This window comes from Pedobacter sp. KBS0701 (assembly GCF_005938645.2).
Classification (GTDB): Bacteria; Bacteroidota; Bacteroidia; order Sphingobacteriales; family Sphingobacteriaceae; genus Pedobacter.
Genome location: NZ_CP042171.1, coordinates 2,482,649 through 2,506,121 on the forward strand (window position 1 = coordinate 2,482,649; position 23,473 = coordinate 2,506,121).

Annotated in this window: 33 protein-coding genes; 8 read left to right on the forward strand and 25 right to left on the reverse strand. The window is 41.7% G+C overall.

Annotation, left to right across the window (positions count from 1 at the left end):
• The 5 genes from FFJ24_RS09790 to FFJ24_RS26765 all read right to left on the reverse strand — a co-directional run bounded on the left by FFJ24_RS09790 (window position 1) and on the right by FFJ24_RS26765 (window position 3,732).
• The gene (locus FFJ24_RS09790) at window positions 1–774 is read right to left on the reverse strand and encodes a HEAT repeat domain-containing protein (RefSeq protein ID WP_138821325.1); all 774 of its coding nucleotides are present in this window, start codon (window positions 772–774) and stop codon (window positions 1–3) included.
• On the reverse strand, window positions 767–1,327 hold the full coding sequence (locus FFJ24_RS09795) for an RNA polymerase sigma factor (RefSeq protein ID WP_168202435.1): 561 nt from the start codon (window positions 1,325–1,327) through the stop codon (window positions 767–769). Before FFJ24_RS09795 ends, FFJ24_RS09790 begins: the two co-directional genes overlap by 8 nt.
• A gap of 327 nt (window positions 1,328–1,654) precedes the next feature.
• Window positions 1,655–2,287 (reverse strand): DUF5710 domain-containing protein, encoded by a 633-nt coding sequence (locus FFJ24_RS09800; RefSeq protein WP_138821327.1) that lies wholly within the window; start codon window positions 2,285–2,287, stop codon window positions 1,655–1,657.
• A gap of 321 nt (window positions 2,288–2,608) precedes the next feature.
• Window positions 2,609–3,514 carry an AI-2E family transporter gene (locus FFJ24_RS09805; protein WP_371717018.1) on the reverse strand — a complete coding sequence of 302 codons (906 nt, stop codon included), beginning with the start codon at window positions 3,512–3,514 and terminating at the stop codon, window positions 2,609–2,611.
• 35 nt (window positions 3,515–3,549) lie between these two features.
• Window positions 3,550–3,732 carry a hypothetical protein gene (locus FFJ24_RS26765; protein WP_371717019.1) on the reverse strand — a complete coding sequence of 61 codons (183 nt, stop codon included), beginning with the start codon at window positions 3,730–3,732 and terminating at the stop codon, window positions 3,550–3,552.
• A 742-nt stretch (window positions 3,733–4,474) separates the two neighbouring features.
• Here FFJ24_RS26765 and mnmE point away from each other — a divergent pair.
• The 3 genes from mnmE (at window position 4,475) to FFJ24_RS09820 (ending at window position 7,918) form a co-directional block, all read left to right on the forward strand.
• Complete coding sequence (gene mnmE / locus FFJ24_RS09810) at window positions 4,475–5,833, forward strand: tRNA uridine-5-carboxymethylaminomethyl(34) synthesis GTPase MnmE (protein ID WP_138821328.1); 1,359 nt, start codon at window positions 4,475–4,477, stop codon at window positions 5,831–5,833.
• Between the two features lie 318 nt (window positions 5,834–6,151).
• Complete coding sequence (locus tag FFJ24_RS09815; protein ID WP_168202436.1) at window positions 6,152–6,712, forward strand: helix-turn-helix domain-containing protein; 561 nt, start codon at window positions 6,152–6,154, stop codon at window positions 6,710–6,712.
• Between the two features lie 6 nt (window positions 6,713–6,718).
• Window positions 6,719–7,918 carry a site-specific integrase gene (locus FFJ24_RS09820; RefSeq protein WP_138821330.1) on the forward strand — a complete coding sequence of 400 codons (1,200 nt, stop codon included), beginning with the start codon at window positions 6,719–6,721 and terminating at the stop codon, window positions 7,916–7,918.
• On the opposite strand, the gene FFJ24_RS09825 is transcribed toward FFJ24_RS09820, so the two are convergent.
• Window positions 7,915–8,262 (reverse strand): helix-turn-helix domain-containing protein, encoded by a 348-nt coding sequence (locus FFJ24_RS09825; RefSeq protein WP_138821331.1) that lies wholly within the window; start codon window positions 8,260–8,262, stop codon window positions 7,915–7,917. The two genes, FFJ24_RS09820 and FFJ24_RS09825, sit on opposite strands and share 4 nt — an antisense overlap.
• A gap of 574 nt (window positions 8,263–8,836) precedes the next feature.
• On the opposite strand from FFJ24_RS09825, the gene FFJ24_RS09830 reads away from it, so the two are divergent.
• Complete coding sequence (locus tag FFJ24_RS09830) at window positions 8,837–9,241, forward strand: hypothetical protein (protein ID WP_138821332.1); 405 nt, start codon at window positions 8,837–8,839, stop codon at window positions 9,239–9,241.
• Window positions 9,242–9,632: 391 nt separating this feature from the next.
• Here the strand turns inward: FFJ24_RS09830 and FFJ24_RS26055 are convergent, their stop codons facing one another.
• The 11 genes from FFJ24_RS26055 to FFJ24_RS09870 all read right to left on the reverse strand — a co-directional run bounded on the left by FFJ24_RS26055 (window position 9,633) and on the right by FFJ24_RS09870 (window position 15,335).
• Window positions 9,633–9,797 (reverse strand): hypothetical protein, encoded by a 165-nt coding sequence (locus FFJ24_RS26055; RefSeq protein ID WP_168202437.1) that lies wholly within the window; start codon window positions 9,795–9,797, stop codon window positions 9,633–9,635.
• 166 nt (window positions 9,798–9,963) lie between these two features.
• Entirely contained in the window at window positions 9,964–10,131 is a 168-nt protein-coding gene (locus FFJ24_RS26060; RefSeq protein WP_168202438.1) for a hypothetical protein, read from the reverse strand.
• A 5-nt stretch (window positions 10,132–10,136) separates the two neighbouring features.
• A complete protein-coding gene (locus tag FFJ24_RS09835; RefSeq protein ID WP_138821333.1) occupies window positions 10,137–10,340 on the reverse strand; it encodes a hypothetical protein in 204 nt (67 codons plus the stop codon).
• 306 nt (window positions 10,341–10,646) lie between these two features.
• Window positions 10,647–11,561: an AraC family transcriptional regulator gene (locus tag FFJ24_RS09840; protein ID WP_138821334.1), complete on the reverse strand. Its 915-nt coding sequence runs from the start codon at window positions 11,559–11,561 to the stop codon at window positions 10,647–10,649.
• A gap of 224 nt (window positions 11,562–11,785) precedes the next feature.
• On the reverse strand, window positions 11,786–12,316 hold the full coding sequence (locus tag FFJ24_RS26325; RefSeq protein WP_371717020.1) for an alpha/beta hydrolase family protein: 531 nt from the start codon (window positions 12,314–12,316) through the stop codon (window positions 11,786–11,788).
• 18 nt (window positions 12,317–12,334) lie between these two features.
• Window positions 12,335–12,499 (reverse strand): hypothetical protein, encoded by a 165-nt coding sequence (locus FFJ24_RS26330; protein ID WP_210419496.1) that lies wholly within the window; start codon window positions 12,497–12,499, stop codon window positions 12,335–12,337.
• Complete coding sequence (locus FFJ24_RS09850; protein WP_138821335.1) at window positions 12,496–12,924, reverse strand: hypothetical protein; 429 nt, start codon at window positions 12,922–12,924, stop codon at window positions 12,496–12,498. The genes FFJ24_RS26330 and FFJ24_RS09850 overlap by 4 nt, the downstream gene beginning before the upstream one ends.
• Before the next feature lie 22 nt (window positions 12,925–12,946).
• Window positions 12,947–13,810: an exodeoxyribonuclease III gene (gene xth / locus FFJ24_RS09855; RefSeq protein WP_138821336.1), complete on the reverse strand. Its 864-nt coding sequence runs from the start codon at window positions 13,808–13,810 to the stop codon at window positions 12,947–12,949.
• A gap of 8 nt (window positions 13,811–13,818) precedes the next feature.
• Entirely contained in the window at window positions 13,819–14,586 is a 768-nt protein-coding gene (locus tag FFJ24_RS09860; RefSeq protein ID WP_138821337.1) for a DNA-formamidopyrimidine glycosylase family protein, read from the reverse strand.
• Between the two features lie 4 nt (window positions 14,587–14,590).
• The gene (locus FFJ24_RS09865) at window positions 14,591–14,971 is read right to left on the reverse strand and encodes a DUF3606 domain-containing protein (protein WP_138821338.1); all 381 of its coding nucleotides are present in this window, start codon (window positions 14,969–14,971) and stop codon (window positions 14,591–14,593) included.
• Window positions 14,972–15,149: 178 nt separating this feature from the next.
• A complete protein-coding gene (locus FFJ24_RS09870; RefSeq protein WP_138821339.1) occupies window positions 15,150–15,335 on the reverse strand; it encodes a DUF3606 domain-containing protein in 186 nt (61 codons plus the stop codon).
• A 272-nt stretch (window positions 15,336–15,607) separates the two neighbouring features.
• Between FFJ24_RS09870 and FFJ24_RS09875 the strand changes: the two genes are divergently transcribed.
• Window positions 15,608–15,985 (forward strand): hypothetical protein, encoded by a 378-nt coding sequence (locus tag FFJ24_RS09875; RefSeq protein WP_138821340.1) that lies wholly within the window; start codon window positions 15,608–15,610, stop codon window positions 15,983–15,985.
• Between the two features lie 617 nt (window positions 15,986–16,602).
• Complete coding sequence (locus tag FFJ24_RS26065) at window positions 16,603–16,749, forward strand: hypothetical protein (RefSeq protein ID WP_168202439.1); 147 nt, start codon at window positions 16,603–16,605, stop codon at window positions 16,747–16,749.
• Between the two features lie 46 nt (window positions 16,750–16,795).
• On the opposite strand, the gene FFJ24_RS09885 is transcribed toward FFJ24_RS26065, so the two are convergent.
• The 3 genes from FFJ24_RS09885 to FFJ24_RS09895 are packed head-to-tail and all read right to left on the reverse strand — an operon-like array spanning window position 16,796 to window position 19,153.
• A complete protein-coding gene (locus tag FFJ24_RS09885) occupies window positions 16,796–17,476 on the reverse strand; it encodes an SOS response-associated peptidase (protein ID WP_138821342.1) in 681 nt (226 codons plus the stop codon).
• 20 nt (window positions 17,477–17,496) lie between these two features.
• Window positions 17,497–18,741: a Y-family DNA polymerase gene (locus tag FFJ24_RS09890; RefSeq protein ID WP_138821343.1), complete on the reverse strand. Its 1,245-nt coding sequence runs from the start codon at window positions 18,739–18,741 to the stop codon at window positions 17,497–17,499.
• Window positions 18,725–19,153: a S24 family peptidase gene (locus FFJ24_RS09895; protein ID WP_138821344.1), complete on the reverse strand. Its 429-nt coding sequence runs from the start codon at window positions 19,151–19,153 to the stop codon at window positions 18,725–18,727. Before FFJ24_RS09895 ends, FFJ24_RS09890 begins: the two co-directional genes overlap by 17 nt.
• A 166-nt stretch (window positions 19,154–19,319) precedes the next feature.
• Here FFJ24_RS09895 and FFJ24_RS09900 point away from each other — a divergent pair, with 166 nt between their 5' ends.
• On the forward strand, window positions 19,320–19,559 hold the full coding sequence (locus tag FFJ24_RS09900; RefSeq protein WP_138821345.1) for a hypothetical protein: 240 nt from the start codon (window positions 19,320–19,322) through the stop codon (window positions 19,557–19,559).
• A 686-nt stretch (window positions 19,560–20,245) separates the two neighbouring features.
• Window positions 20,246–20,752, forward strand: coding sequence for an RNA polymerase sigma factor (locus FFJ24_RS09905; RefSeq protein ID WP_138821346.1), 507 nt, complete (start codon window positions 20,246–20,248; stop codon window positions 20,750–20,752).
• Between the two features lie 124 nt (window positions 20,753–20,876).
• Here the strand turns inward: FFJ24_RS09905 and FFJ24_RS09910 are convergent, their stop codons facing one another.
• The 5 genes from FFJ24_RS09910 to FFJ24_RS09930 all read right to left on the reverse strand — a co-directional run bounded on the left by FFJ24_RS09910 (window position 20,877) and on the right by FFJ24_RS09930 (window position 23,330).
• A complete protein-coding gene (locus FFJ24_RS09910; protein WP_138821347.1) occupies window positions 20,877–21,206 on the reverse strand; it encodes a sensor histidine kinase KdpD in 330 nt (109 codons plus the stop codon).
• Window positions 21,207–21,295: 89 nt separating this feature from the next.
• Window positions 21,296–21,679, reverse strand: a complete 384-nt coding sequence (locus FFJ24_RS09915) for a hypothetical protein (RefSeq protein WP_168202440.1) — start codon at window positions 21,677–21,679, stop codon at window positions 21,296–21,298.
• Window positions 21,639–21,950: a PAS domain-containing protein gene (locus FFJ24_RS09920; RefSeq protein WP_138821349.1), complete on the reverse strand. Its 312-nt coding sequence runs from the start codon at window positions 21,948–21,950 to the stop codon at window positions 21,639–21,641. The genes FFJ24_RS09915 and FFJ24_RS09920 overlap by 41 nt, the downstream gene beginning before the upstream one ends.
• A 36-nt stretch (window positions 21,951–21,986) precedes the next feature.
• Complete coding sequence (locus FFJ24_RS09925; RefSeq protein ID WP_138821350.1) at window positions 21,987–22,634, reverse strand: response regulator transcription factor; 648 nt, start codon at window positions 22,632–22,634, stop codon at window positions 21,987–21,989.
• Window positions 22,635–22,877: 243 nt separating this feature from the next.
• Complete coding sequence (locus FFJ24_RS09930; RefSeq protein WP_138821351.1) at window positions 22,878–23,330, reverse strand: hypothetical protein; 453 nt, start codon at window positions 23,328–23,330, stop codon at window positions 22,878–22,880.
• Window positions 23,331–23,473 lie beyond the last annotated feature (143 nt).

Genomic DNA, 23,473 nt, shown 5'->3' on the forward strand with positions numbered 1-23,473 from the left:
TTATAATTTGTCTTGATTTAATAAGGCACTATAGGCCTCATCACGTACTGCTGCAAAAGTTTCAGGATTATTGGCCAGTGCATAAAGTTTTTCGCCAATTTCTGCATTCTTCATTTTCCCTAAAAAGCTTACCAAACCGAGTTGCACCATTGGATCGTCTTGCTTGTTCAACGAACTGATGAGTAACGAAGAAGCATATTTATCGGTACTGTATTTTTGCAATACATTCAGGGCAGCCAAACGTACATTGGTATTACCATCGTGGTTGAGTGTTTTCGATAACATATCCAGCATGTGGTTGTTGATGCGGTTACTTTTTTCGATTTTTAATATTGCAAGCAACCGTTCACTGGCCGAACTGCTGTCTTTTAATGCGGCGTATTCTTCACCCTTGTTAATGTCTTTTGGTCTTTCTTTTATGGTTTCAGGCAGATCTACTTTGACCTTTGCAATTTGAACCGAAGTATTTTGCTCACCTGAAGTCTTATTTGCTTTTCCTTCAGGCCTGATTAGTAAAGTACCAGTAGCCCCTTTCGAATATGAAATGCTTTCTACTTGTGTTTGCGGGTAAAAAAAAAGCCATGCAGTAGCCGCTATCAGCACCACAGATGCTGCAACCAGCCATTTGCTGTTAAAAAACCTGATCGTTTTTACCTTTGGCTCTTTAGTCTGAACCTGCATCCGTTTAAAGCGGTCAATATCAAAGGCAGGTGCTTCGAGATGATCGAATTCCTCCCGGTGCTGTTCCACAAAATCTTCTATCTGATCATTCATAATAACATTTGTCCTTTAGTGATAATAAAACACGTTTTTTTGCCCTATGATACTGCGTCCTCACCGTACTGGCCGAAAGTCCGAGCATTACCGCAATTTCTTCATGTGTCATCTTTTCAAACACATACAGGTTTAAAATCGTCTTGTAACCTGATGAAAGTTCTTCGATACTTTTTTTCATATCCTCTACCCTGCAATCAAAAATCTCCAAATCATCGTTGTCGTTTCCTCCAGCATCCTCCACATCCATATCTCCCAGATCAGAAAACATTATTTTTCTTTTTCTTAAATGGGAAATGGAGCGGTTAATGGCCATCCGCCGTACCCAGGCCTCGAAACTGAGTACCCCTTTTAATTTGCTTATATCGCTGAACACGGTACAAAAAATATCCTGCAGGATATCTTCTGCCTCACCCGTATGACTTACAATCCGACTGATCGAATTATAGATCTTTCTGGCATAACGGTTGTAAAGCCCGGTATAGCCTGCATCCCTGCCCTCAAGGCAGAGTGCAATTAATTCCTGATCGGTTGTCTGTTCAGCAGCGCGCAATGTTGAGCTTTTAATTTATCTTTCTAATATGTTTCTATTCTCTAGTCGCAGCATGTACAATAGTGTTGCATGTTTTTTAAAAAAAAATCTAAAAAAAGTAAAATGAAGTAAATTTAATCAAACATATAGTCAAAAAATCACATTTAAACCCATCAAATAGCTGATTATAAAATGATGTTATCCGATAATATACACCATCAAGCATTTGTTTTTAAGCACTCATCAAGGATTAAGCGTAAGGATGGACTACGGCATTGGCACAAAACTAAAAAGCCAAGAAAAACAAAATGGTTTTTACATCAGCCTTGGGGAGGTATTTAGCATATTCTACAAAAACTCCGAAAAATCCATTTCTTCAAATTGCTGACCGCCATATTCGCCTTCAATGGCATAATCGTATTCGAGTTCAAAAGAAGTAATCTCAATATCAGCGGGATCGTAAACGATTGGAAAAAACGGTCCGCCGGGTTCATCGTGCAGCTCAAAATCGCCCTGTAGTATATTACAGTGTTTGCAGGTGTTAGCCCAATAGGAAAATTGAATGGCTTTGGAAAAACTATATTTAAACTGCGGATGGACTTTTTTAAAATGTTCCATCGCAGGAGGATCCGCACTCTGGAGGTAACTGAACAGTGTTGGACTTTCGCCTTTAATCCATGCAACCTCATTACCATCAGGATTATCCTCCTCAACTTCTTCCAAATGATAATAATTTACCGCAGCCGGAGCGATTACAGGTATTTTTTGTCCGCATTTCCAGCAAATCCTTGTGGCTTTGGCCAATAGATAAGGTTTTCTTACAATGCAATCTAAACGCCCGGCTGGTATCCATTTCGCAAAACAATTGATATCTGTAATGTGATCGGGAATTACCCACTTTTTGATTTCAATGAGCCAATAAGCCCCGAGCGCTTTGGCCTCGTCTTTATCAACAAAGGGAACGTTAAGAATATAAGGCATGTTTTGGTTAAGCTTGCAGAACGAAAATAATTAAAATCCGGGTATTAGTATAGTGAAATTTAACTATTGGAAAATGTTTGTTGGTTCATGGGTTAGTTAGCATGGCGCTATGACTCTAACCTCCATATCATTAATTTAAGCACCGAGGTCGTCAGATTGATAAATCGCAAATAAATGCCCTTCAACTACGCTCAGGGTAACATCTTTTTACGATTTACCGCTTAATTTAATGACATTGATCTAACCTACACATCAAACTCCTGCAGATTACACAGATTAGCGCAGAATTCATTACATCTTCCTTCTTCCACCCTCACAATCCTATTCCTTTTCTACTCCCGATTTGGTAGCTACTGGTTTTTTACGCCTGAAAACGGGGAAAGTCATCGGGCTTTTAGCCGGGCGTTCATCTCCCAGTAACACTCCCCATTGTTTGAATGATTCTGTACGATCGAAGATAATTTTAAGTACGGCCACAATAGGCAGCGCCAGGAACATCCCGGAAACACCTGCAATGCTGCCGCCAATAAATACCCCGAGGATGGAAAATAAAGCATTAATTTTTACCTTAGAACCTACAATACGCGGCATGAGTATGTTATTATCCAAAAACTGAACAAACGCAATTACCCCTAAAACCGTAAGCACCGGCCATAACTCTTGCGATGAGGTAAGCGTAAGCAATACTCCTATCAAGTTACCAATTAAGGCGCCCACGTAAGGGATCAGGTTTAGTATGGCAAAAATTACCCCGATTAACAAGGCATGTTTTATACCGATTAACATCAATATACCGCCCAGTAAGATGGTCATGTAGGTGATCTGGATTAACAATCCGATCAGGTAGCTTTTAATAATCGATTCGGTTTCATAAATGGCTTCCTTCACTTTAGGGTGGTCATCTGCTTTAAACCACATAAAGATAAAGCGCAGTATAATATCTTTATAAAAAAGCATCAGGTAAATATAAATAGGCAATAACCCTATAAATACAAAAATGCCACTTAAGGTAACCGCAGCACCGCCTGCAAGCGAGGTGCCCATATTCATTAAATCATCGCTTTTAGTCTGTATAAAGGCCTTTTGCTGTTTATCATTATAATGGGTAATCCGGCTGATCCAATCGCTTAACGAATTGATATGTTGTGTTACATTTGCTTTTATCTGTGGAAAATCTTTAACCAAAATGCCAATCTGGTTCGAAAAAAACCAAATAATCAGAGCCACAAAAAGGGCCACTAATAAAATGGGTAAGATAATAGCTAACGATTGGGTACTTTTTTTCTTTTTAAAAAGCGATACAGTGGAAGCAACATGATGCTGATGAAAAAAGCCATCAATATTGGCATGATAATATCCCGTCCGATTACCATTACGGCTGCAATAGCCATTAGCCCCAATAATTCTATCGATCGTTTTACGGTCAGGGGTAAATTATTCGTCATAAAAAGCTTATTCTGATTTGAAATTTAAACACAGCCGGTGTTAAAATGTTTTAAGATGAACTTTAATATTGAAAAGCGGAACGAGTTTATAGTCTTAAGCCGGCAGTCTGAAGTCAATTAGCCGGTTAACCAGTTTGGAGTTGGGAGCCAATTAATCTATTTCCCCTCAATCATGTCACCCTGAGCGGAGTCGAAGGGCTGGTAGTTGTTTCTAGCCTGGCGCTGGGCGTCAATTCATCGATTTCTCCCCCGATAAGTCAACATGGCTGAATGGAAATGCAAGAACGAATTAAACATCTCATTAATAATTAATTACGAAATAACATTAATGGTAGAGGTTAGATTTTTTTCCAATACATCGGAGGGTTGATAACAGATTTACAAGGGATTCGACCGGAGTGGAGAACCCAAAGGCCTTGTGAAGCAAAATCTAACTAAATAGACCTCTCCATTTCGCTGCGCTACATCCGATAGCTATCGGATCGAGATGACGACAATTCTATTAGCGTTTGTCAATGGCATCGGAGTCGAAAGGCAGATAGTTGGTTAGGAGCTTGGCGTTTAGCGGCAATTATCCGGTTTCAACCATTAACCAATTAACCAGTTTTGACGTAAGTACCTGGTCTCTGGCGTCAATTAACCAATTTCAACAGTTAACCGGTTAACCAATGCTTAAAAAAATTACTTCCCTTACACCATATACCCACAGATTAGCCTTATTTTTGCAGCTTTATTACCGCACATGAACAATCAAGATACCATTATTGCTTTATCTACTCCTTCAGGTTCAGGCGCCATTGGCGTTATCCGTTTATCTGGTCCGGAGGCCATTTCACTTACCAATGCCGTATTTGCAGGGAAAGATTTAGAAAAGCAGGCCTCGCATACCTTACATTTTGGCCTGGTTAAAGATGGCGATCATATTGTAGATGAAGTGGTGGCAGGTTTATTTGTTGCGCCGAAATCGTATACCAAAGAAAACGTGGTAGAAATTTCCTGCCATGGCTCTAACTACATTATCCAACAGATTATTAACCTGTTAATCAGCAAAGGTGCCCGTGCTGCCAAACCTGGCGAATTTACTTTGCGCGCTTTTTTAAACGGAGCTTTTGATCTGAGCCAGGCAGAAGCAGTTGCCGATTTAATTGCTTCCAACTCCAAAGCTTCGCATGATGTGGCCATGCAACAGATGCGCGGTGGCTTCGCCAACGAATTAAAGGGTTTACGCGAACAACTGATCCATTTTGCTTCCATGATCGAGCTCGAACTCGATTTTGCCGAAGAGGATGTAGAGTTTGCCAACCGCGAACAGCTAAAAAACCTGGTGAACAAAATCAATTACGTTTTACAACGTTTAATCTCCTCTTTCGAAATGGGAAATGTGATTAAAAATGGGGTGCCCATTGTTATTGCAGGTAAACCTAATGTGGGTAAATCAACCCTGTTAAATGCCCTCCTGAACGAAGAACGCGCTATAGTTTCTGATATTGCCGGCACCACACGCGATACCATTGAAGACGAACTCACCATTGGCGGCATTGTTTTCCGTTTTATTGATACTGCCGGAATCCGCGATACCGCAGATATTATTGAAGCTTTAGGGGTAGAACGCACACTAGAGAAAATGAAACAGGCCAAACTGATCATTTATATGGCCGATGCCGCTCAAAGTATTTCAGAAATTGAAGAACAGATCAGGGGATTGGCACAGTTGGCTATCCCCTACTTAATTTTAGTCAATAAAGCCGACCTCCTGGCTGATGCACAACGTAAAGCTTTCGAAGCTTTAAATGTTGTTTTTATCTCTGCCAAAGAGAAACAGGGCATCGATGAATTAAAAACCACTTTACTGGAGCAGGTTAACTTGCATCACATTAACACCAGCGAAACCCTGGTGACTAATATCCGCCATGTAGAAGCGTTAAAACAAACCGAACATGCGCTGCAAAGGGTTTTGGCCAATGTAGATAATCCGGTTACCTCCGATTTTTTAGCCATGGACATTAAACAGGCGCTGCATTATCTGGGTGAGATAACCGGTACAGTAACTACCGATGATTTGCTGGAGAATATATTTACGAAGTTCTGTATCGGCAAATAACCCAAAAAAACAACCACTAATTTCGACAACTTACGACAATTAACATACTGATTGTTAATAAGTTATGTTAATATTTCCACTTGAATTTCTTGGAAGTTTACCACTATTTTTCGCATTTTTGTTGCTCATTTGTTGCTCGGGCGACTGAAAATTTTCCCAAAAAAATCATGGGTGAAATTATGTCGCTTATCGACACTTAACGACACTAAAATACACTAAACAGCGCTAATGGCCCACTATTTTAGGGGGAAATTACCACTGATGTTTAGGCGTCTAAATTCCTGTCGACTTGCAGCAGATGCAGCAAAAACGGATGAAATGAGTAGCAATATAACAGTTGAGCGAATCTGCGAACACTGCGGTAAGACATTCTTGGCGAAGACTACGGTCACTAAGTACTGCAGCCTGAATTGTAACAGGCGGCATTACAAACAAAAGATCCGTAATCTAAAGATTTCTGCCAGCAATGAACAGACACTTAGTATCCGTACAAAAGCGATTAATGATCGGCCCGCAGAGTTCCTTACGGTGAAACAGGCTGCCCGCCTGCTTCATTGCGGTGAAAGGATAATTTATCAGCAGATCAAGAATGGCAGGATTAAGGCAATCCAGCTCAGCGAACGGAAAACACTGATCAAGAGAAAGCTTTTGGATAAGGCATTTAAACAGGTCAACTTTCAGCCGGTTCAGCGTACTGAAAGAACGAAAAACCCTGCTCTGGTCTACTGTATAAGTATGACTGATGCCCAACAGCATTTTGGTATATCAGAAAAAGCACTTTATGACCTGATCAAACGGAATGATCTTGAAGTTTTCTTTAACGGAAAGTTCAGCTATGTACTCCGATCAGCATTGAACCAAATATTTTATAAAAGTTAATAAGTTATGGGAAGCGTTACACTCAGAAGGAAAAATCTTATTACCGGAAGGCAAAGCCTTTATCTAGACTACTACCCACCATTTTTAAATAGTAAGACCGGAAAAACCCAGCGTACCGTTACGCTGAAATTATACCTGTTCACAAAACCTGAGAATGAACTGCAGCGCGTTCATAACAAAGAAACACTGCTCAGTGCTCAGACTGTCTGTGCGCAACGACAGATCGAAATACAGAACCGGCGCTTTGGTATTATTTCAGAACAGGACCGAAATGCAAGCTTTACCGAGATTTTTAGGCAGGTATGCATAAGCCGCAGGAAATCAATGAATGATCACTGGGAAATGGGACTGCGTTATTTTATCGCTTTTAGCGGTCATGATCTTCGTCTGCCGGAGCTCTCTGACTTTCTATGTGAGGATTACAAAAACTATCTGTTAAGCGGACCTGGAATCTCACGTTATGGGCGGCCGATCAAAAAGAATACAGCAGTTACCTACTATGCCAAATTCCGGGCGGTATTGCGCCATGTCTACAGGCGTAAGCTCATCCCGGTGGATCTGCACGCAATGGTCGATCCTATCTCACCAAAGGAAACGAATCGGGAAAGACTGACTATGGAAGAGTTCCAGCATTTGGCGGACACACCTGCCAGTTCGGACCTGATGAAAAATGCAGCGATTTTTTCCGGACTTACCGGGCTCAGGTGGTCAGACGTAAGTAGTTTGCACTGGTCTGAACTTAGGGGCAGGCCGGGCAGTTTTGAAATCCAGTTTTCGCAAGGCAAGACAGAGAACGCAGAGGTAATGCCGATATCGGATCAGGCGGTTGCCCGCCTTGGAGACCGGATGGAACCGGGAGATCTACTTTTCCCCGACCTGAAGTACAGTCAGCTAAAATCATTCTTTACCAACTGGTGTACTGCCGCGGGCATTTTTAAGAACATCACCTTCCACAGTTTCAGGCATACTTTTGCTACACTTCAGCTTGAACTGGGTACTGATATTTACACCGTATCTAAATTGCTCGGACACCGCTCCCTGAAAAATACCGAAATTTATGCGAAGATAGTAGATAAAACCAAGCGCCAGGCAGCAGCTAGGATGCTGCTTAAAGATGTTGAGGATGAAAGTGTCGGTGATGATCAGGAAAAAAGACAGTCAATTTTTATCCTGCACCGAAATGAGGAAAAACTTGGTACAAGCTAAATGAATAGGTCCCTTTTGTCCAAGTGATTGCTTTTACTTTGCGATTTCTGAATGATTTCAGCAGCGGTTTTACGTCTGGAAGCTGCAACCCAATTTTTGAGTTCCGATTGGCTAAAGTACAATCGCCTGCCCGGCTTGCTTACAGGTATTTCCATTCTACTGACTTTAGAGTATAGGGATTGTACAGAAACCTTTAGGTAATCAGCTGCCTCTTTTACAGTCAAAAGGTCATTCAATCCGTCATCAACCGGATTAAGATCTGATACCATCTCTTCGATCCGTTCTACCTTTTCAAATAACTGACGGATGATTTCGGGAAGTTTCTCAAAGCCAAATGATTCCATAGCACAGTTTAATTTACCGCAATTTTGTGCATTATTTCGCTGGTATCATCCAATATTGGGGGGATTGGATTATTTGTATTACGCACACATCCGCAACATTTTACAATTCCAAGGCAATCGTGATCGACAGGAAAGCCAACCTATATGTTGCAGATGCATCGAACTATTTCCAATTCCCTGTTCCTTTTTAAGCTGCCAGTACATCGGCGCCGTGACCTGATTCAAAGCCTCTTGTTACAAAGCCCATTTTTACTGCGACCATACCGCAAGCTCGTAACCATCTGGATCAAGGAACTGGAACCTGCTTCTCCATATTCGTTTTCGATTATCTGATCTAAACTAGCCATACCTTTTTTTTGCCTTACGGAGACAGCATCAAGTTAAAATTTAGAGGGGAACCGTAGAATAAATAGCGAAGCACTTTATTCAGCGAAATTCCTGTTACAGATTAATACTGCTGTATATTGGCAATAAAAATGAATGGCAACCTTGCCATTCTGACCAATAGCCCGCAAAATATTAAAACTACTTGTTTTTACGCCAGGGGTTTATTAAGTTTAAGAAACGAACCTTTATGAACCAGAACCCAATCGTATTATACATAGACGCCGACAACAACGACAGCTTTCTGAGCTATACTCAAGATCCAGATAAGATTTCTAAAAACATCAAGCATTTTGGAGAAGAATATGCACAGGATATCGAAATACGAAAATCTATATACACCGATGACGTAGTAAGTATAAACATTGTTGGAAAATATATCTGCATTTTACATACCAATGCAGAATTCCAAAGGATGCTGCTTTTTGATTCTATGGCTATTCCGGATGTGGATATGGTGGAGACTTTTTTGGTCAAACTTTTCAATAGCGCGTTATCTGATGATTTCTTATACAAACTTGGATATCTAAAGTCTTATTCTTCCCGGTCTTTTTATCCCGTTTTGTTAAGCAGTGATATCCCTTCTCCTGAATAAAACTTCATATCAATTTCGTATATCCCCTTTGATGCTTTTACCTGTGGACCTACAAAAAACCTGGCCCTGGAAAAACCGCCGCCGACAATCCGATATTTTGGCCCCGTATCCGCAAAAAAGGTGTTCCATTAAAAAATTATGCCGTAGTTAAATTAGCCCTTCGGGATCACAAAACCACGCAGCGACGCCAGTTTACTGTCCCGGAACGGCCAGACATCGCAGTAATCTTACTGGAGAACTTTAAATCATAGGTAGCACTTGCAGATGCATCTAATACAAATCTTTCCATTGGCTCAGGCTCTTCGCAGCCGTCAGAATAATGTCTATATCGTCAATGTTAAACTTTAGGTTTCTGGTAGAGCAAAAAAGCGACCTTTAAGTCGCTTTATATCTAATTTTTATTCCAATCTTTAGGTAGCCAGTAATGTTTTTCTGGGCCCTCATCCTTATTACCGTGCATTTCTGACTTTTTATCTGCCTCTTCCTTTATCAATTCGATATACGCTGGGTTTTCCTCCTCAAATATTTCTCCCCCATCTAGCCGATAAGCACTCATGAAATTGGTTTTTGCTTTTTCAAAATTCTGCTCTTCAAAAAAAAACCTGTCCTATACTAAACCAGATATAAAGCTTACCTGTTCCATCAGGGCTCATCAATGCTTTTTTGATAAATACTTATAGCCTGGTCTGGTTGCTGTTTATTATAGTAAGCATCTCCAATTGTTACATATAGTCAGGTTGCTGCTTCCCAGCCTGTTTCAGGTTCTGGTAAAGAGATAAAGCCTCTTCATATTGCTTCAAGGCAGATGTAAATTGTTCTTTTTCTGCATATTCATCGCCTTTTTCAGAAAGTGATGTTATCTTATCATAAACTTCATCAGCTAATTCCATAGCTATTATTTGATGTACATTTCTGGATTTCGATAAAAATCAAGATATTTTGGATCTTCATCTTCCAAGTAGCTAAAGCGTGCCTCGTCTACTGCATATTTGAATTTATCATAAGCTTTTTGATATGCCCCAGTTTCAAAATAACATTTGGCTTCATAATGCTGTACCTCACCTTCTGAAAGCTGTAATGAATCATTGTTTTTCACCATTTCATCCAGCCACTTCCATAGGCATTAATCATATTACTTTTAGATTTTACCTAAGTCATTTTGCTTCAAGACCGGATCTTTGAGATCAATGGTTAACCTGATCCCGCTTTCCCTCTATCCCACTGCGCGCAATAACACCAAATTATACTTCTTGGCACTTTTAGCACCTGTGCGTTCAGGGTTTACTCTCGGTCTTAACCATATTGCCAACCATCAAACCTTCCGCCATGTATAATATATAAATCCATGCGCAAGAACAACAAATTTAATTTAGAATTGCACCGCCATTATTGTACTCAAAATTGTTTAATTGAAAGAACGTCTGAAATCCAAGGGTGACATACTGGTTTTGAGCTTAAATAGTTTACTAAAGGATGGGGGATGTTCAAATCCCAATTCATAGGCTATCTCGCTGATCGAAGCCTGACTTGTTGATAACTGTTCCTTTGCTTTTTCGATCAGGTGGTTATGAATGTGCTGTTGAGCATTTTGCCCGGTAAGTGATCGCAACATATCACTTAAATAACTGGCACTGACGTTTAATTGCGCAGAAAGAAACTGGACAGTTGGAAGCCCCTGCTTTTGTGCCTGTGGCGACTGGACGTAGGCGAATAAAGTGTCTTCTACCCTTTGAAGCAAATCGTTGCTTACCGCCTTTCGGGTGATAAACTGCCGGCTGTAGAACCGATTCGCATAATTCAGCAGCAATTCGATCTGGGAAATCACAACGTCCTGACTGAAATTATCAATTCTGCCTTTTAACTCTTCTTCGATACTTTCGAAAACAGCAATAATCGTGGTTTTTTCTTTCTCCGATAAGTGCAACGCTTCATTGATCGAATAGGAAAAAAATCCATAGGTTTTAATTTTTTTGGCGAGTTCGTAACCCTGCAAAAAATCCGGATGGAAAAGTAAAGTATAACCAGATTGATCGCTTAATGGTGCATGGCCTCCTGTGATTTGATTCGGTGAAACAAAAAACATTCCCCCTTCGTCAAAATCATAGTAATGCTGTCCATATCTGAACTTTCCCTGGAAGTTCATCTTGTAAGAGATCTTGTAAAAACTTAAGATGTGCGGACTGGGAAGTTTTTCCAGGGGAATGGCTCCTTCGGCATTATTTATTAAACTTACCAATGGGTGCATAGGCGCCGGCATGTCCAGCGCCTTATGCAACCTTGATAAAGAATTGAATCTGTGGTTAGACATTTCTTCCTTCATGTTGCCTGTTTACGATTTGCTTTCAATACTGCCTAACGCACCCTGTACGCCGTGAAGGCTTTTCTTTGCTTGTTCCCAACTTGGATCGGCTGGGTCGAATGTACTCCGAATGTACGCAAGAATACTTTCACATACAAAAGCAACACGCTCCGGATTTTCATCACTTGTCTCGCGGGCATCATATCCTGATATGCCACCAAAAATGTGTTCAGCGCCAAACACGGTCAGCAAGTCCTTTGGGCCAGAACTTGATAATAAGCATCTGCACGCCAATTATCCTCATCAGAGAACATAAGGTTTTTGTCCTGGTCTCCATTTACAATAAGTGCTGGCAAAGTCATGGTGCTGAAATTGCCGGCCGCCAATACAGGATAGTGCTGTCTGGCTGCTCCGTTAAATCCTTCGGGTCCACCAGAAGCACCAATTAGCACCCGAGCCTTTAATCTTGGTTCTGCGGCATTCACTATTCTACCTGTTGCCGGGTCAGTTACTTCCATGCCAGCCAGCATGGCTAAGGTCTGGCCGCCCATCGAATGGCCGATGGCAGCAACTTTTGCTTTATCAACTCTTCCGGTTAACCCAGGTACTGTGGCAATAATTTCGTCCAGATGATCCAGGATAAATGTCATATCCGCTGGCCGCGAGCTCCAAAACAAGGGTGCTTCCGGAAGGGATGCGGAAAGTCCGAGCGCTTTGGAATTTTGATGAGTAGGTTGAATGACAACAAAGCCTTCTGCGGCAAAAAAATCTGCCATGGGGCCATATCCTTTGTACTAAGAGAGAAAGTTGGAGGGGCCATGCCCATGCGAAAGAAGAATAACCGGCAGGTTGTTTCCGCTCGCGGGAGCAGAAACTTTTATTTCGAGGTCTACATGACGGCCCGCAACTGGTAACACAACCGGACTAAAACTGATGATGGGTGTTTTTGACTGTTTCATTTTATTTTGATTTTTATTTTGATACAGGCAAAGTTCATCAACCTTCCTCTCCCCGGCGTAGTGAAATCGAGGCATTTCGTAGCCAAACTCCGGAAAGTATCCATCGTGAAGGAAAATCCATTTTCTTCCCTCATTAATGCCTGATAAAAGTCAGCATCATTGCCGACATTGAAACCGCTCAAAAAGTTGATCTCATTTCCAGGCCGCTGCAAAATACCATCCATCACGATATAACAGAGATCAACATCCGATAACTTCAGCCCACATTCATTACAAAACTGTTCAATCTGATCAAAAGCCCAAGCCCCATCAAATCCTACACTAACCGATTGCGAAACTGCTTCCTTAATATCCAAATAACCAAAAAGACAAAAAGCCTCCCTAAAACTCACTATCTCATTTTCCAGAGTCTCGAAATTTTCCATAACCAATTTCTAAAAATCCTGTTTATTTCCCTTCTCTGCCCTTTTCCAAAAAAATCTCGATCGCTTTCCCTACGGTTTTTCCCGTTTTTTTTGGCTTTCTTTTTTTCAGTGGTGAAGAAGAAAGCTCAATCCATACAGGGGCATGATCGCTAGCCTTTTCCCAGCCCCTGACTGGGCGGTCCACCCCACCTGATCTGAGTTTTTCGGAAACCAACGGACTAAGCAAAAAATGATCCAGCCTCAGTCCCGCATCTCTACCATAGGCATTGCGAAGGTAATCCCAGAAAGTATATATGCGTTGTTCCGGATATAGATCTCTGATGGCATCTGTCCAACTCAGGGCAACAAGGTCTGCATAAGCTTTTCTGATGTCTTTTTGAAAAAGCGCGTTATTGATATACTTCTCGGGTTTATAGGTATCCAGCTCGGTTGGCATAACATTAAAGTCGCCAACCAGCATAACCGGAAGTCCCGTAGCAAGTAGCGTCTGTGCATGCGCATGGAGCCTTGAAAACCAGCGTTTTTTGTATTCATACTTCGGCCCGGGATAAGGATTACCATTGGGCAGATACAGGCAGCCGATGACATAACCTCCGGTAAACCCTTCCAGATATCTGCTGTGGTTATATTCCGGATCTGCTCCGGGAAGGTCCCGCCTAAGTTCCTTTATTTCCGTCCTAGAAAGGATCGCTACCCCATTCCAGCTTTTTTCCCCTTTCCAGACGGCCTGATAACCAGCCTTGCGGATCGCATGTATTGGAAAGTGCTTATCCTCACATTTAAGTTCCTGCAGGCATACAATATCCGGCATGGCTTCATCTAGCCAGCGCAACAGAATGGCCAGTCTTCCATTGATCCCATTGATATTGTAGGTTGCGATCTTCACGGCAAAGGTCAGTCAAAAAGTTTTTGGGATTTTGTATAATAACTTGTTCTGCCACCTATTTTTTCATGAAGCACTTCCTCGCCTTTTTTGGTCTGTTTGATACCCGCTCCATGTATTTCCATAAAGTCCCTGAGTTCACCACGCAACTCATCACCGTTTTCTTTCCCGATTTTCTTTATGGCAGTTTCCAGCACCGAGTGCATACTTTTATGCAGTCTATTAACATCGTCCCCTGGTATCTTGCCGGCAATGGAAAAAGGGGAAATCCCGGCATGGTAGAGTATTTCATCACCATAAGAATTTCCGATCCCCCGGATCTTCTTCTGGTCCATCAGCAGGGATTTGATCACAGTTCTTTTTCCTTCCAACAGTTTGAGCAGTGCTGGATAGTCAACCTCAAGGGCATCGGGAACATCGTTCTCCTGCGGATGAAGCGTCGGGGTAGCCTGTTTCTGCATATCCGTCACGGCAAAACCGGATCCACCTTTAAAATGAAAGCTCATAATGGTAAATTTAGGTGCTTTATCAGTTAGCTCAACAAGTTCTCCCCTGAGCATCAGGTGCATTCCGAGTATGCTGTCTCCGATATGGAACTGTAAAGTTTTCCCTGAGCGTTTTACCAAAGAAAGTTTATGGCCCTCAAGATTTTCTTTCAGTTTTTTTGGAGGGACATTAAGTTTTTTATCAACCGGAATATCAATTTTTTCAAGCACTTTGCCTCTATATCTTCGGGTGAGGATGCGCGCGAAAACTTCAAGATCAGGTAGTTCAGCCATGTTATTATGATTTGAGGTAGTTTTTGATTTCTGAAAGATTCTGTCTACGGATAGCGGCAACTGCTTTAAGCTCTTCGGCACTGATCTGAAACTGTTCGGCCCAGTAACTTAACTGCTTTGGATCAGCGGTATCTATGGTTCCCTCAGTAACTCCAAAGTCTTCGGGCTCCAGTGTATCCTTATCAATAGCAATGTCCTTAAGAACGCTTTTCACTTCTTCTGATTCTCCAAAATACTGTCTGGCCCTTTTTAGTCCGGTGGCAATAGCAATTCCCTCATCCATTCCTTCAGCCAATAACGCATTTGCTATTTCCGCCACTTTCTCCCTAAGAGGTTCAGGCTGGTTTTTATATGATGGCGGGTAATCCCCATTGTACCAAGGCATAGGCGCTCCTTTTTATTCTTAGAACATCGGTTATCCGATGAAAGTTTGGAGGCGGCGAACAAAAAAGGAGGAAGTCTTTGGAACTTCCGCCTCAACGTGTTAATCATCGGCATTTCGTAATGTCAATGTACATTTTTACATTGAATGCAGACCTTATGGATGTTGGGCAATAAAATTATTAATTTGTTTTCTTTTTGTTTTTGATATAGTTTTCGATATCCTTCCGGTCAGAAGATCCGGTTGCCCTTTTGGCACCGACAATGGCCTGCGAGCTTACGCCCAATTTATCAGCAAGATATTTTACCTCGTATGGTTGTGAAGAATTCACTTCCCTTCTTTCTACTTTTGATCCTCTGGTACTCATAGTTTTTCAGTAATTTTTGTGAATAGATAATATAGAAACCATTCTATTACGCAAAAGGTTTAGCTTATTGGAATATTTCAGGCAAACCGGTATCCATTCAAAGTTTTCACGCTTAAGCGTGGTAAAAAAATCAATAGATAAACTTACTATTCAGGTATATCCCTTTTCCCAGATCATCATATCTCCAAAAATAATACCCTTACAACTTCAAGAAAGGATGAATGTTAATTAATCCATTTTGAAATACTAATTTTTTTAGTAAAATTTGCGGTATGAAACCCGTTAACCAGCCACACCAATTCAGTCACCATGATAAAAAACAGGGGGTCTTCACCAACATGGCGATTGTGGCCGAAGCAAAACGTTCTAACTGCTGGCTGTACAACAAGCTGAATAATACGTGGTATACCCCGGAAGAGTTCCATGAGAAATATTCCGGTGAAAAAGACAGCAATATCAACATCAGGACTCTTTTGGAAAATGTATCCATCCGCGATCCCAACGCTGGTATCAAAGCATACCACAAAGCACTGGCAGATAAACTTAACAGGTTTGAAAATGAAACAAGGGAACTGAGAGAACGGGGCGAAGCCTTCTCAAAAAAGGTTATTGACTATTACCAATCAAAAAGTAAAGATAAATTTAGATAATGAATATCAAGGCAGCAGCATTCCATAAGCAGATAAAGATAGGCGGTGACCTGGTGGTAATAGACGGAGTAAAAGGAGATGATTTTTTATACCGGGTCATGATCAATCAAGATTTTAAAGGATACATCCAAAAACGGGACGGCCTGTTCCATAGGATTGACGGCTCCGATATTCATAACCTGTTATTCGCCAGAATCTGCCAGGTCCTAGAGAATTGATCCATTCTGACCGTAAATGGATGGAGTCAATGTAACAATAGGCGATTCCCATCAGGGATTCTTAGTGTAGGATGATGGTGTCAAATTCGGTTGGCGGACAGATAGTCCTTTATACAGGAAATACTACCGGATCTATCCTTGTCGCTAAAGGAACGTTAGGCAATGGAAAATCTTCCTTATGCCATAAAAGAAATGTATCCCGGTGAACTGATCGCCTGGGACTGGACTGAAGATGAAAACCTGAAATTGATTGCCCGCCCCTAACCAGACCTGAAAAATTTTGCAGGTATGACCCGTAACCAGGCAAACGCAGTGGCATTGTTTGAAAGAAGACTTCATCCTATATCTTGGTAAAGAAGGCATTTCAAGCGTTGGAGAAATACGCATCAACTCTTAACCATGGCACAATTTCCAAATGATGAACCAAAAACCGTTAACGGGCACCAGGTATTTGCTAAAACAGGTTTTAATCCAGATAAAACCCGCAACCAAATAAAAATCAATAACACTATGGATAGGTTCAATCAAGCAGATAACTGGAAATAAGAATGGCTAAAAAGATATACCGGACAATACTGCATTTTCTCCAGAACTAATCAAACAGCGTCAGATCAGGTCCGGAAGGATTATTGTTATTTTCGTCCTTATTCCGTGCATTATTAATCTTGGGATCTACCTGCCAGCCTTTCAGCAAAGCATTATCAACGGGATGAAGTGCTTTTAACCGCTGCTCAACCGGAAGTTCTCGGTCCAGCCAAACGGCACTTTCAGCCTGCGAAAGGATACACGGCATACGGTCATGTATCTTTCCCACATAACCATTTGCCTCCTGCATAATCATCGTACATGACGGGATCACAACTCCTGTACGGGGATCTTTCCAACTGTCCCAATAACCGGCCAATAGCAGTATACCGCCATCTTTCCTTTCAAAGAAATATGGCTGTCTGGTACTGCCGCTCCGGTCCCACTCATAAAAACCCTCCACCACGAAGACACAGTGCCTTCTACCGATCAGCGGACGGTAAGTTGGCAGGCTGAACATCGTTTCGATCCTGCAGTATGTGGTAGAAAATTTGGGAACCTCTTTTGATCCAGACGGGATCAGGCCCCATTTTACATAATGAAGCCTTCCCGGCCTCGCATCTAAAATCACCGGCATATCCGTTCCGGGAGGACGGTTGGTATCCTTTTCCCTGTTATCCCCTCCTAGCAACAATCCTGCCTTTGCAGCCATTGCCAGACTTTCTCCTATCAGTGTTCTTCCGCACATATCTTTATTTTTACTGTTAATTAAATAACCTTGATGATATCGGCCCACCTTGTGGTGTAGCCCTTTGACAGATATTCATGTTTCAACCGCCACTTTTTCTCAAAACCTTCAGTGGCCATTCTTAGCGTACCCCTGCCATAGGCAACGTTCAGTTTGTCCAGCACGCCGGATACCAAATCTTTTTTCCCATGATCATGTGGAGTGAATACATTCAGCTGCAGTTCTGCTTCCGGCACCAGACCAGTGGCAATGACCCCAGCCTTTCTGTATTTTACCCCATACTTGAATAGCATCGCAGACACGCGCACCGCAATGCTGACCAGATCTGTGGTGCTGTTGCTTGCGATCAGCAGCTTATGGGTATGACTGGGAAAGTGCTGTGGATGGTCTTCCCTGTTCTTATTGGTATAAAGAAATACCTGCAGGTATAAACACCGCAGTTTTTCCGCCCTGAGTTTTTCAGCCAGCCTGCTCGCATATAATGTCAGGGCTTCGGCCAGGATATCGGGATGCTCGATGTAATTCCGGAAAGACCGGCTCACTGTTATCCCTTTTTTAACCTCCCTGACTGCATCGAACGGGATCGCCGGCCTTCCCCAGAGTTCATTCCACATCCGCTGACCCATAACAGTCATGTGCTGCTTAAACCACATTTCCGGCATTTCCCTCAAAGCTCCCACAGTAGAAATATTCAGCTCCTCAAACTTTTTATAATACTGGCGGCCTACCCCCCAAAGATCATGAACCGGAAAATCCCTGACTGCTGCAGTGATCTTCTCATCGGTATTAAGTACCATTACCCCCCCGGCTTTTTTAGAGAGTTTGTTGGCAAGTTTTGCGAGGGTTTTTGTCGGTGCAACACCGATCGATACAGGTATGCCCGTGTTACGGATAACCGAACTTCGGATCTTGGGCGTATAACTTTCCAGGTCTCCGACACCCCCGAGCCAGCCAAAAGCCTCATCTATACTATAGACATCAAGCCGGGGAAACCACCGGCCCAGGTTATGCATCACCCGTTCGCTAATATCCCCATACAGGACATAATTGCTGGAAAACACATGGATATCAAACTTTTTGATCAGATCCCTCACCAAAAATTCAGGATCACCCATTTTGATCCCACAGGTTTTTGCCTCCTCACTCCTGGCAATAACGCAGCCGTCATTGTTACTTAGGACAACCACAGGTTTACCATTAAGCTCAGGGCGGAAAAGTCTTTCAGCCGAAGCATAAAAATTATTACAGTCACAAAGTGCAAACATCCTTGTACCTCCCCCTTCTTAATGTTTTTGGCAATACGTTTCTGCACACCGAGGTGACAACGCCCCAGATTAGGAGCAAGCCGATTTCAGTCTCGCTGATGGTACCGGTATCGTTTGTGAGTAGGTAAGAACCGTTTTCTTCCAAAAACAACCTACAGCTAAAACTGCCGGAGATAAAAGCAATAACAATCGAGCCGTGATGGGGCTTCAGGGAACGGTCGATGACCAACAGATCAGCATCAGCTATACCATAAGATAACATAGCTGTCCCCTCCATCTGGAAATAAAAAGTGGAATGCGGATCAATGACCAATTTTTCCGCCAGGTCCAGCCTACCTTCTAAATAATCCGCCGCCGGGGACTGGAATCCTGAAATCTTCTGCTCTGCTCTTTTCTCAAACGACCTTATCATAAACCCATTGCCTTAATGCATACCAAAATTATACTAAAATTATTAGTAATTAAAATTTACTGACATATTAATCTACAACCCAATAGAATAATATTAATTCCGCATATCAAAACCAATCTCTACAAGATTTGTCTTAATACAGAAAATTGATTGTAAATCATTAACAATGGAAAAACTACTTTTATCAGAACAGGTCACAAAGTTTATGGATTACGCTGTAGATACCCTAAAAGCAATGGATGGTGCGCCAGATCACAACGGGCAGGAAAAAGCAGAAGTTTTAGAAAGGATTTCAATATTAAAGGGATACCTTAAAGATCTTCAGCAATCCTATCTTGAAAATTCGCCAGCTGACACCTCTATACCTGTAGATCCCGGATATATCACAGAGGTAGGCCATAGCTAAAATTAAAACCCAAAAAAAATAAAATGGCTAAGATAATAAACATGATTGCCGGACCTGGTGGAGCAATCGCACTGAATATCCTTCACGAATCCATCCATATATCGGATAAACGGATAGGATAATTCCCGGGACAGCCTGTTTAAAGCCGACCTGATATACCTCATTGCAAAACCGTCTTTAGCCATTTCTTGCGCAGCACTATACCTCAGGTCGATGAAGAAATTTTCTTCTGACTGGGAAAAGGATGCCATTGCGTTTAATTTTTTTTCGGTAATCATTGATGAAGGTGTTCTTCATAATGGCCATCCCTTAACATTGGTCCCCCTTTTCAAAAGTTTTAAAAACCACAATGCTTTGATCATTGTATCCTGCATCAGATCATTTGCATCCGCGCATCGCTGGTGAATTTTAATGCAAAGCTTGAAAGTGAAGAGCAGTAAAACCCGATCATCAGTATCAACCGGCTATTGTCCATATTCGGTAAATAAGGTTGAGTTAACAACAAGAATTAAGATTTATGTTTTACTGCTCCCTTAAAAACGTATAGTAATATTTTACAACTGATGCACATAAAGTATAAATACGGATACTGTGGAAAATACCCAAGCTGATTTTTCGCAAGAATTTCAGGATTTCCCATGGTATGTATTTTGTTCCCTGAAATCAAACGCTAAAAATAAAAAACTATGACGCAGAAAGAATTCAGTAAGACCATTGGTCAGCACGCGGCATCTTTGAGGTCGCATGCACTTAATTTCACCAGGGACACAGACGACGCTAACGACCTGTTACAGGAAACGCTGTTAAAGGCAACCAGGTTTGTATCAAAATTTGAGAAAGGTACTAATCTGAAGGGCTGGCTGTTTGTGATCATGAAGAACACATTTCTGAATACCTACAAAAAGAATCTCAAAATTCGCGACCGCACGGTTCAGGAAGATGAAATCAGCTCTGCACACCTTTACCAGAGTGCTACACAGAACGGTGCTGTCAGCTCATTCGCAATGCAGGATATCAATACTGCTCTTTCTCTATTGCCAAATAAATATGCTTTACCATTTGTGAAGTATTTTGAGGGGTATAAATACCATGAAATAGCCGAGGAGATGGATCTTCCACTCGGAACGGTCAAGACCTATATCCACGAGGCCAGAATACTATTGAAAAAATACCTGAAACAGTATAAAGCATAAATGTAAGGAGCATGAGGAAAAGCGGGTAATTCTCCTCATGCTACCACTGTATAATTCTTTGGTCAGACAAAGAAATATCAATTATCAAAATTGAACCAACTGATGTGGAAAATACCTGTTTTGATTATTTTTTTGGAAGCTCAATAGAAAATTCACTGCCCATCCCTTCTTCGCTAACTTCCCAGATCCTTCCATTATGGAGGTTAACTATATCCTTTATAATATCCATTCCAAGGCCTCCGGATTCCTCGCCGTTAAGCCCTTTTCTCAAAATTTTTCTATTCCGATGAAAAAGGTTATTCCTTATTTCTTCAGGCATTTCTATGCCATTATCACTCACTTTAATAACAACTGTATTCCCTCGATCTTCCGCCTGCACTTCAATAATACCACCTATTGGTGTAAACTTAATAGAATTGGATATGAGATTATTGACTACCTGAAGGAATTTCATGCTATCGATGAATAAATATATATTTTTCTGTACGCTGGAAAAGCGGAATTCCCTGACATCCCTGAGATGTGAACGGTTATAGAATCTGACTACATCCTTAGTTCCCAGACCAGATCTGCCCGTTCTTTTTTGATGGCCACAACAGAAGATTTCAGAAATTCATGATTGACCATTCTTCTGACAAGCCTTATGTTCCGCTCGCACAGGTCGGCGAAAAACTCCAACGAATTTTTGACTTTATCATCCTTTACATCGGCAATCCTGTTCTCAATCGATGTTACTGCCATTCTGATCATTGCCAGCGGCTCCTTCAAGTCGTGGGATAGAACCTCAAGGGTCACATTTTTTCTTGCATTGATCTGCTCAATATGTATTTTGTTCTGTTGGGCGACAGTAAAATCCTCAATAATTCCAGTGATTTCTTTTTGGGATTCAGAGATAAATACTGACACCTTGAGAATGCTTTTCATCATCACCGTATGCGACCCTGAATACATATTTCTTAAAACCGCGGTCTTCCAGTAAATCGCGGTAACAATGATTCACATGTATCTTATCCTCTGGATGTACATGCTCCAGAAGTGTGGCAGGATTTCCGGAGACTTCTTCAGCTGTTAACCCAAAAATCCCACAGAATGCGGGATTGATATAATTGAACGTGTTGGAAGCAATGTTGTATATAAAATAACCATCGGGAGATACCACTCCCATCTGGCAAAAAACCTGTTGATCTGTTGCTAGCATATTTATGATTTGGTTTGAGCCTGTCCGTCCACATTTTTAGTCTATAATTCCTTTTGAATAGGCATGGCGCAGTAGCATAGCCGTATTCTTAGCCCCCGTCTTATCGATCAGACTCTGGCGGTGACCTTCTACAGTCCTTCTTGAAATAAAAAGTTTATCTGCCATTTCAGCATTTGTCATTCCCTGCCCGATCAGCTGCAATATCTCTATTTCCCTTTGTGAAAAATCGCCTACCAACATTTTAGTCACCGGAGAAAGTTCAGTTTCAATTATCCTATCCAGAAGTTTTACCGCAATACAGGAACAAATATACCTTTCGCCTGATAAAAGTTTTTTAATAGAAAAGAACAGTTCATCTGCATCAACAGACTTGGTCAAAAACCCTTTGGCCCCTGCTCTGACCGCCTGATAAAGATGCGTATCATCCTCCATCATAGACATGATTAGCACCGGCATTCCTGAGTGGTTTTCTGTTGCTTTTCTGACCATTTCAATTCCGTCCATCACTGGCATTCCTATGTCAGATATAATCAGATCTGCAATGACACCATTATCCAATGCCTCTATTACTTCCTGCCCGTTTCCTGCTTCAAGGATTACTTGATACTGATTTGTAGATTCAAGCAGCATTTTTAAACCGTAGCGTATAACTTTGTGATCTTCAGCAAGAATGATATTTTTCATTAGGTTTAGGCGTGATCAGAACAAAGCTCTTTTTTAATACTCAGATTAGTCAGGCTACTAAAGAACATCTGGGATTCCATAAAGTTTTAATTACTGAATATATAGATTACCGGACCGGGTACCGAGACAGACCGAGCACATCTAAATGTATCCGGACATTGATCTAACGGGATTGGGTTGTTGAAATGATTACTAAAATGGGGTTTTACTGCCTTTATATTTGGAAATTAAATTTTCATCCCGCTATCGGGAAAGTATGCGCGAGACCAGCAGATCCCACTGAAGGTATGACTTCCCTAATGAATTACCTGCATTAACCATTATGTTTCGTACATTATCCAGGATACCCGCCTGGTGGACATAGGGAACTTCATTCCTTCCGTGAACTTCAGCGCTTACAGTGCCCCCTTTTCTAAAGACAAGAAAAGTTGAAGTAGCGCTTAGGGAAAAAAAATGTGCTGCTTTACTTCCCATCTGATCAGGGACCGAACAGGGTCTGGCAACAAATACTGTGAAATCGGTATCAGATTCGGCGTTGGAATAATGTTCCATACTTTCAATATGGAACCAGTCGTATCCTTTCCCCTCTGAGGTACCAGGTCCGGATATATCGATCCTGATAAAATCACCATCCGAGGCTACCCGCTCAGGTTCTAAACCTTTACGATCAAAAAGCTGACAACGGCTAACCTCCATTGTGGAAGCCCTGTGCCAGTTGTTTACATCCAACAGAAGCGAGACTGCCTTATCAAAAAATTCTCTGGCTTCTGGTTCGATGAGAATTTTTTCTCTTTCACGGCATCAGTCTGCTTGCCGATCTGCTGGCTAAGTGTAAAATC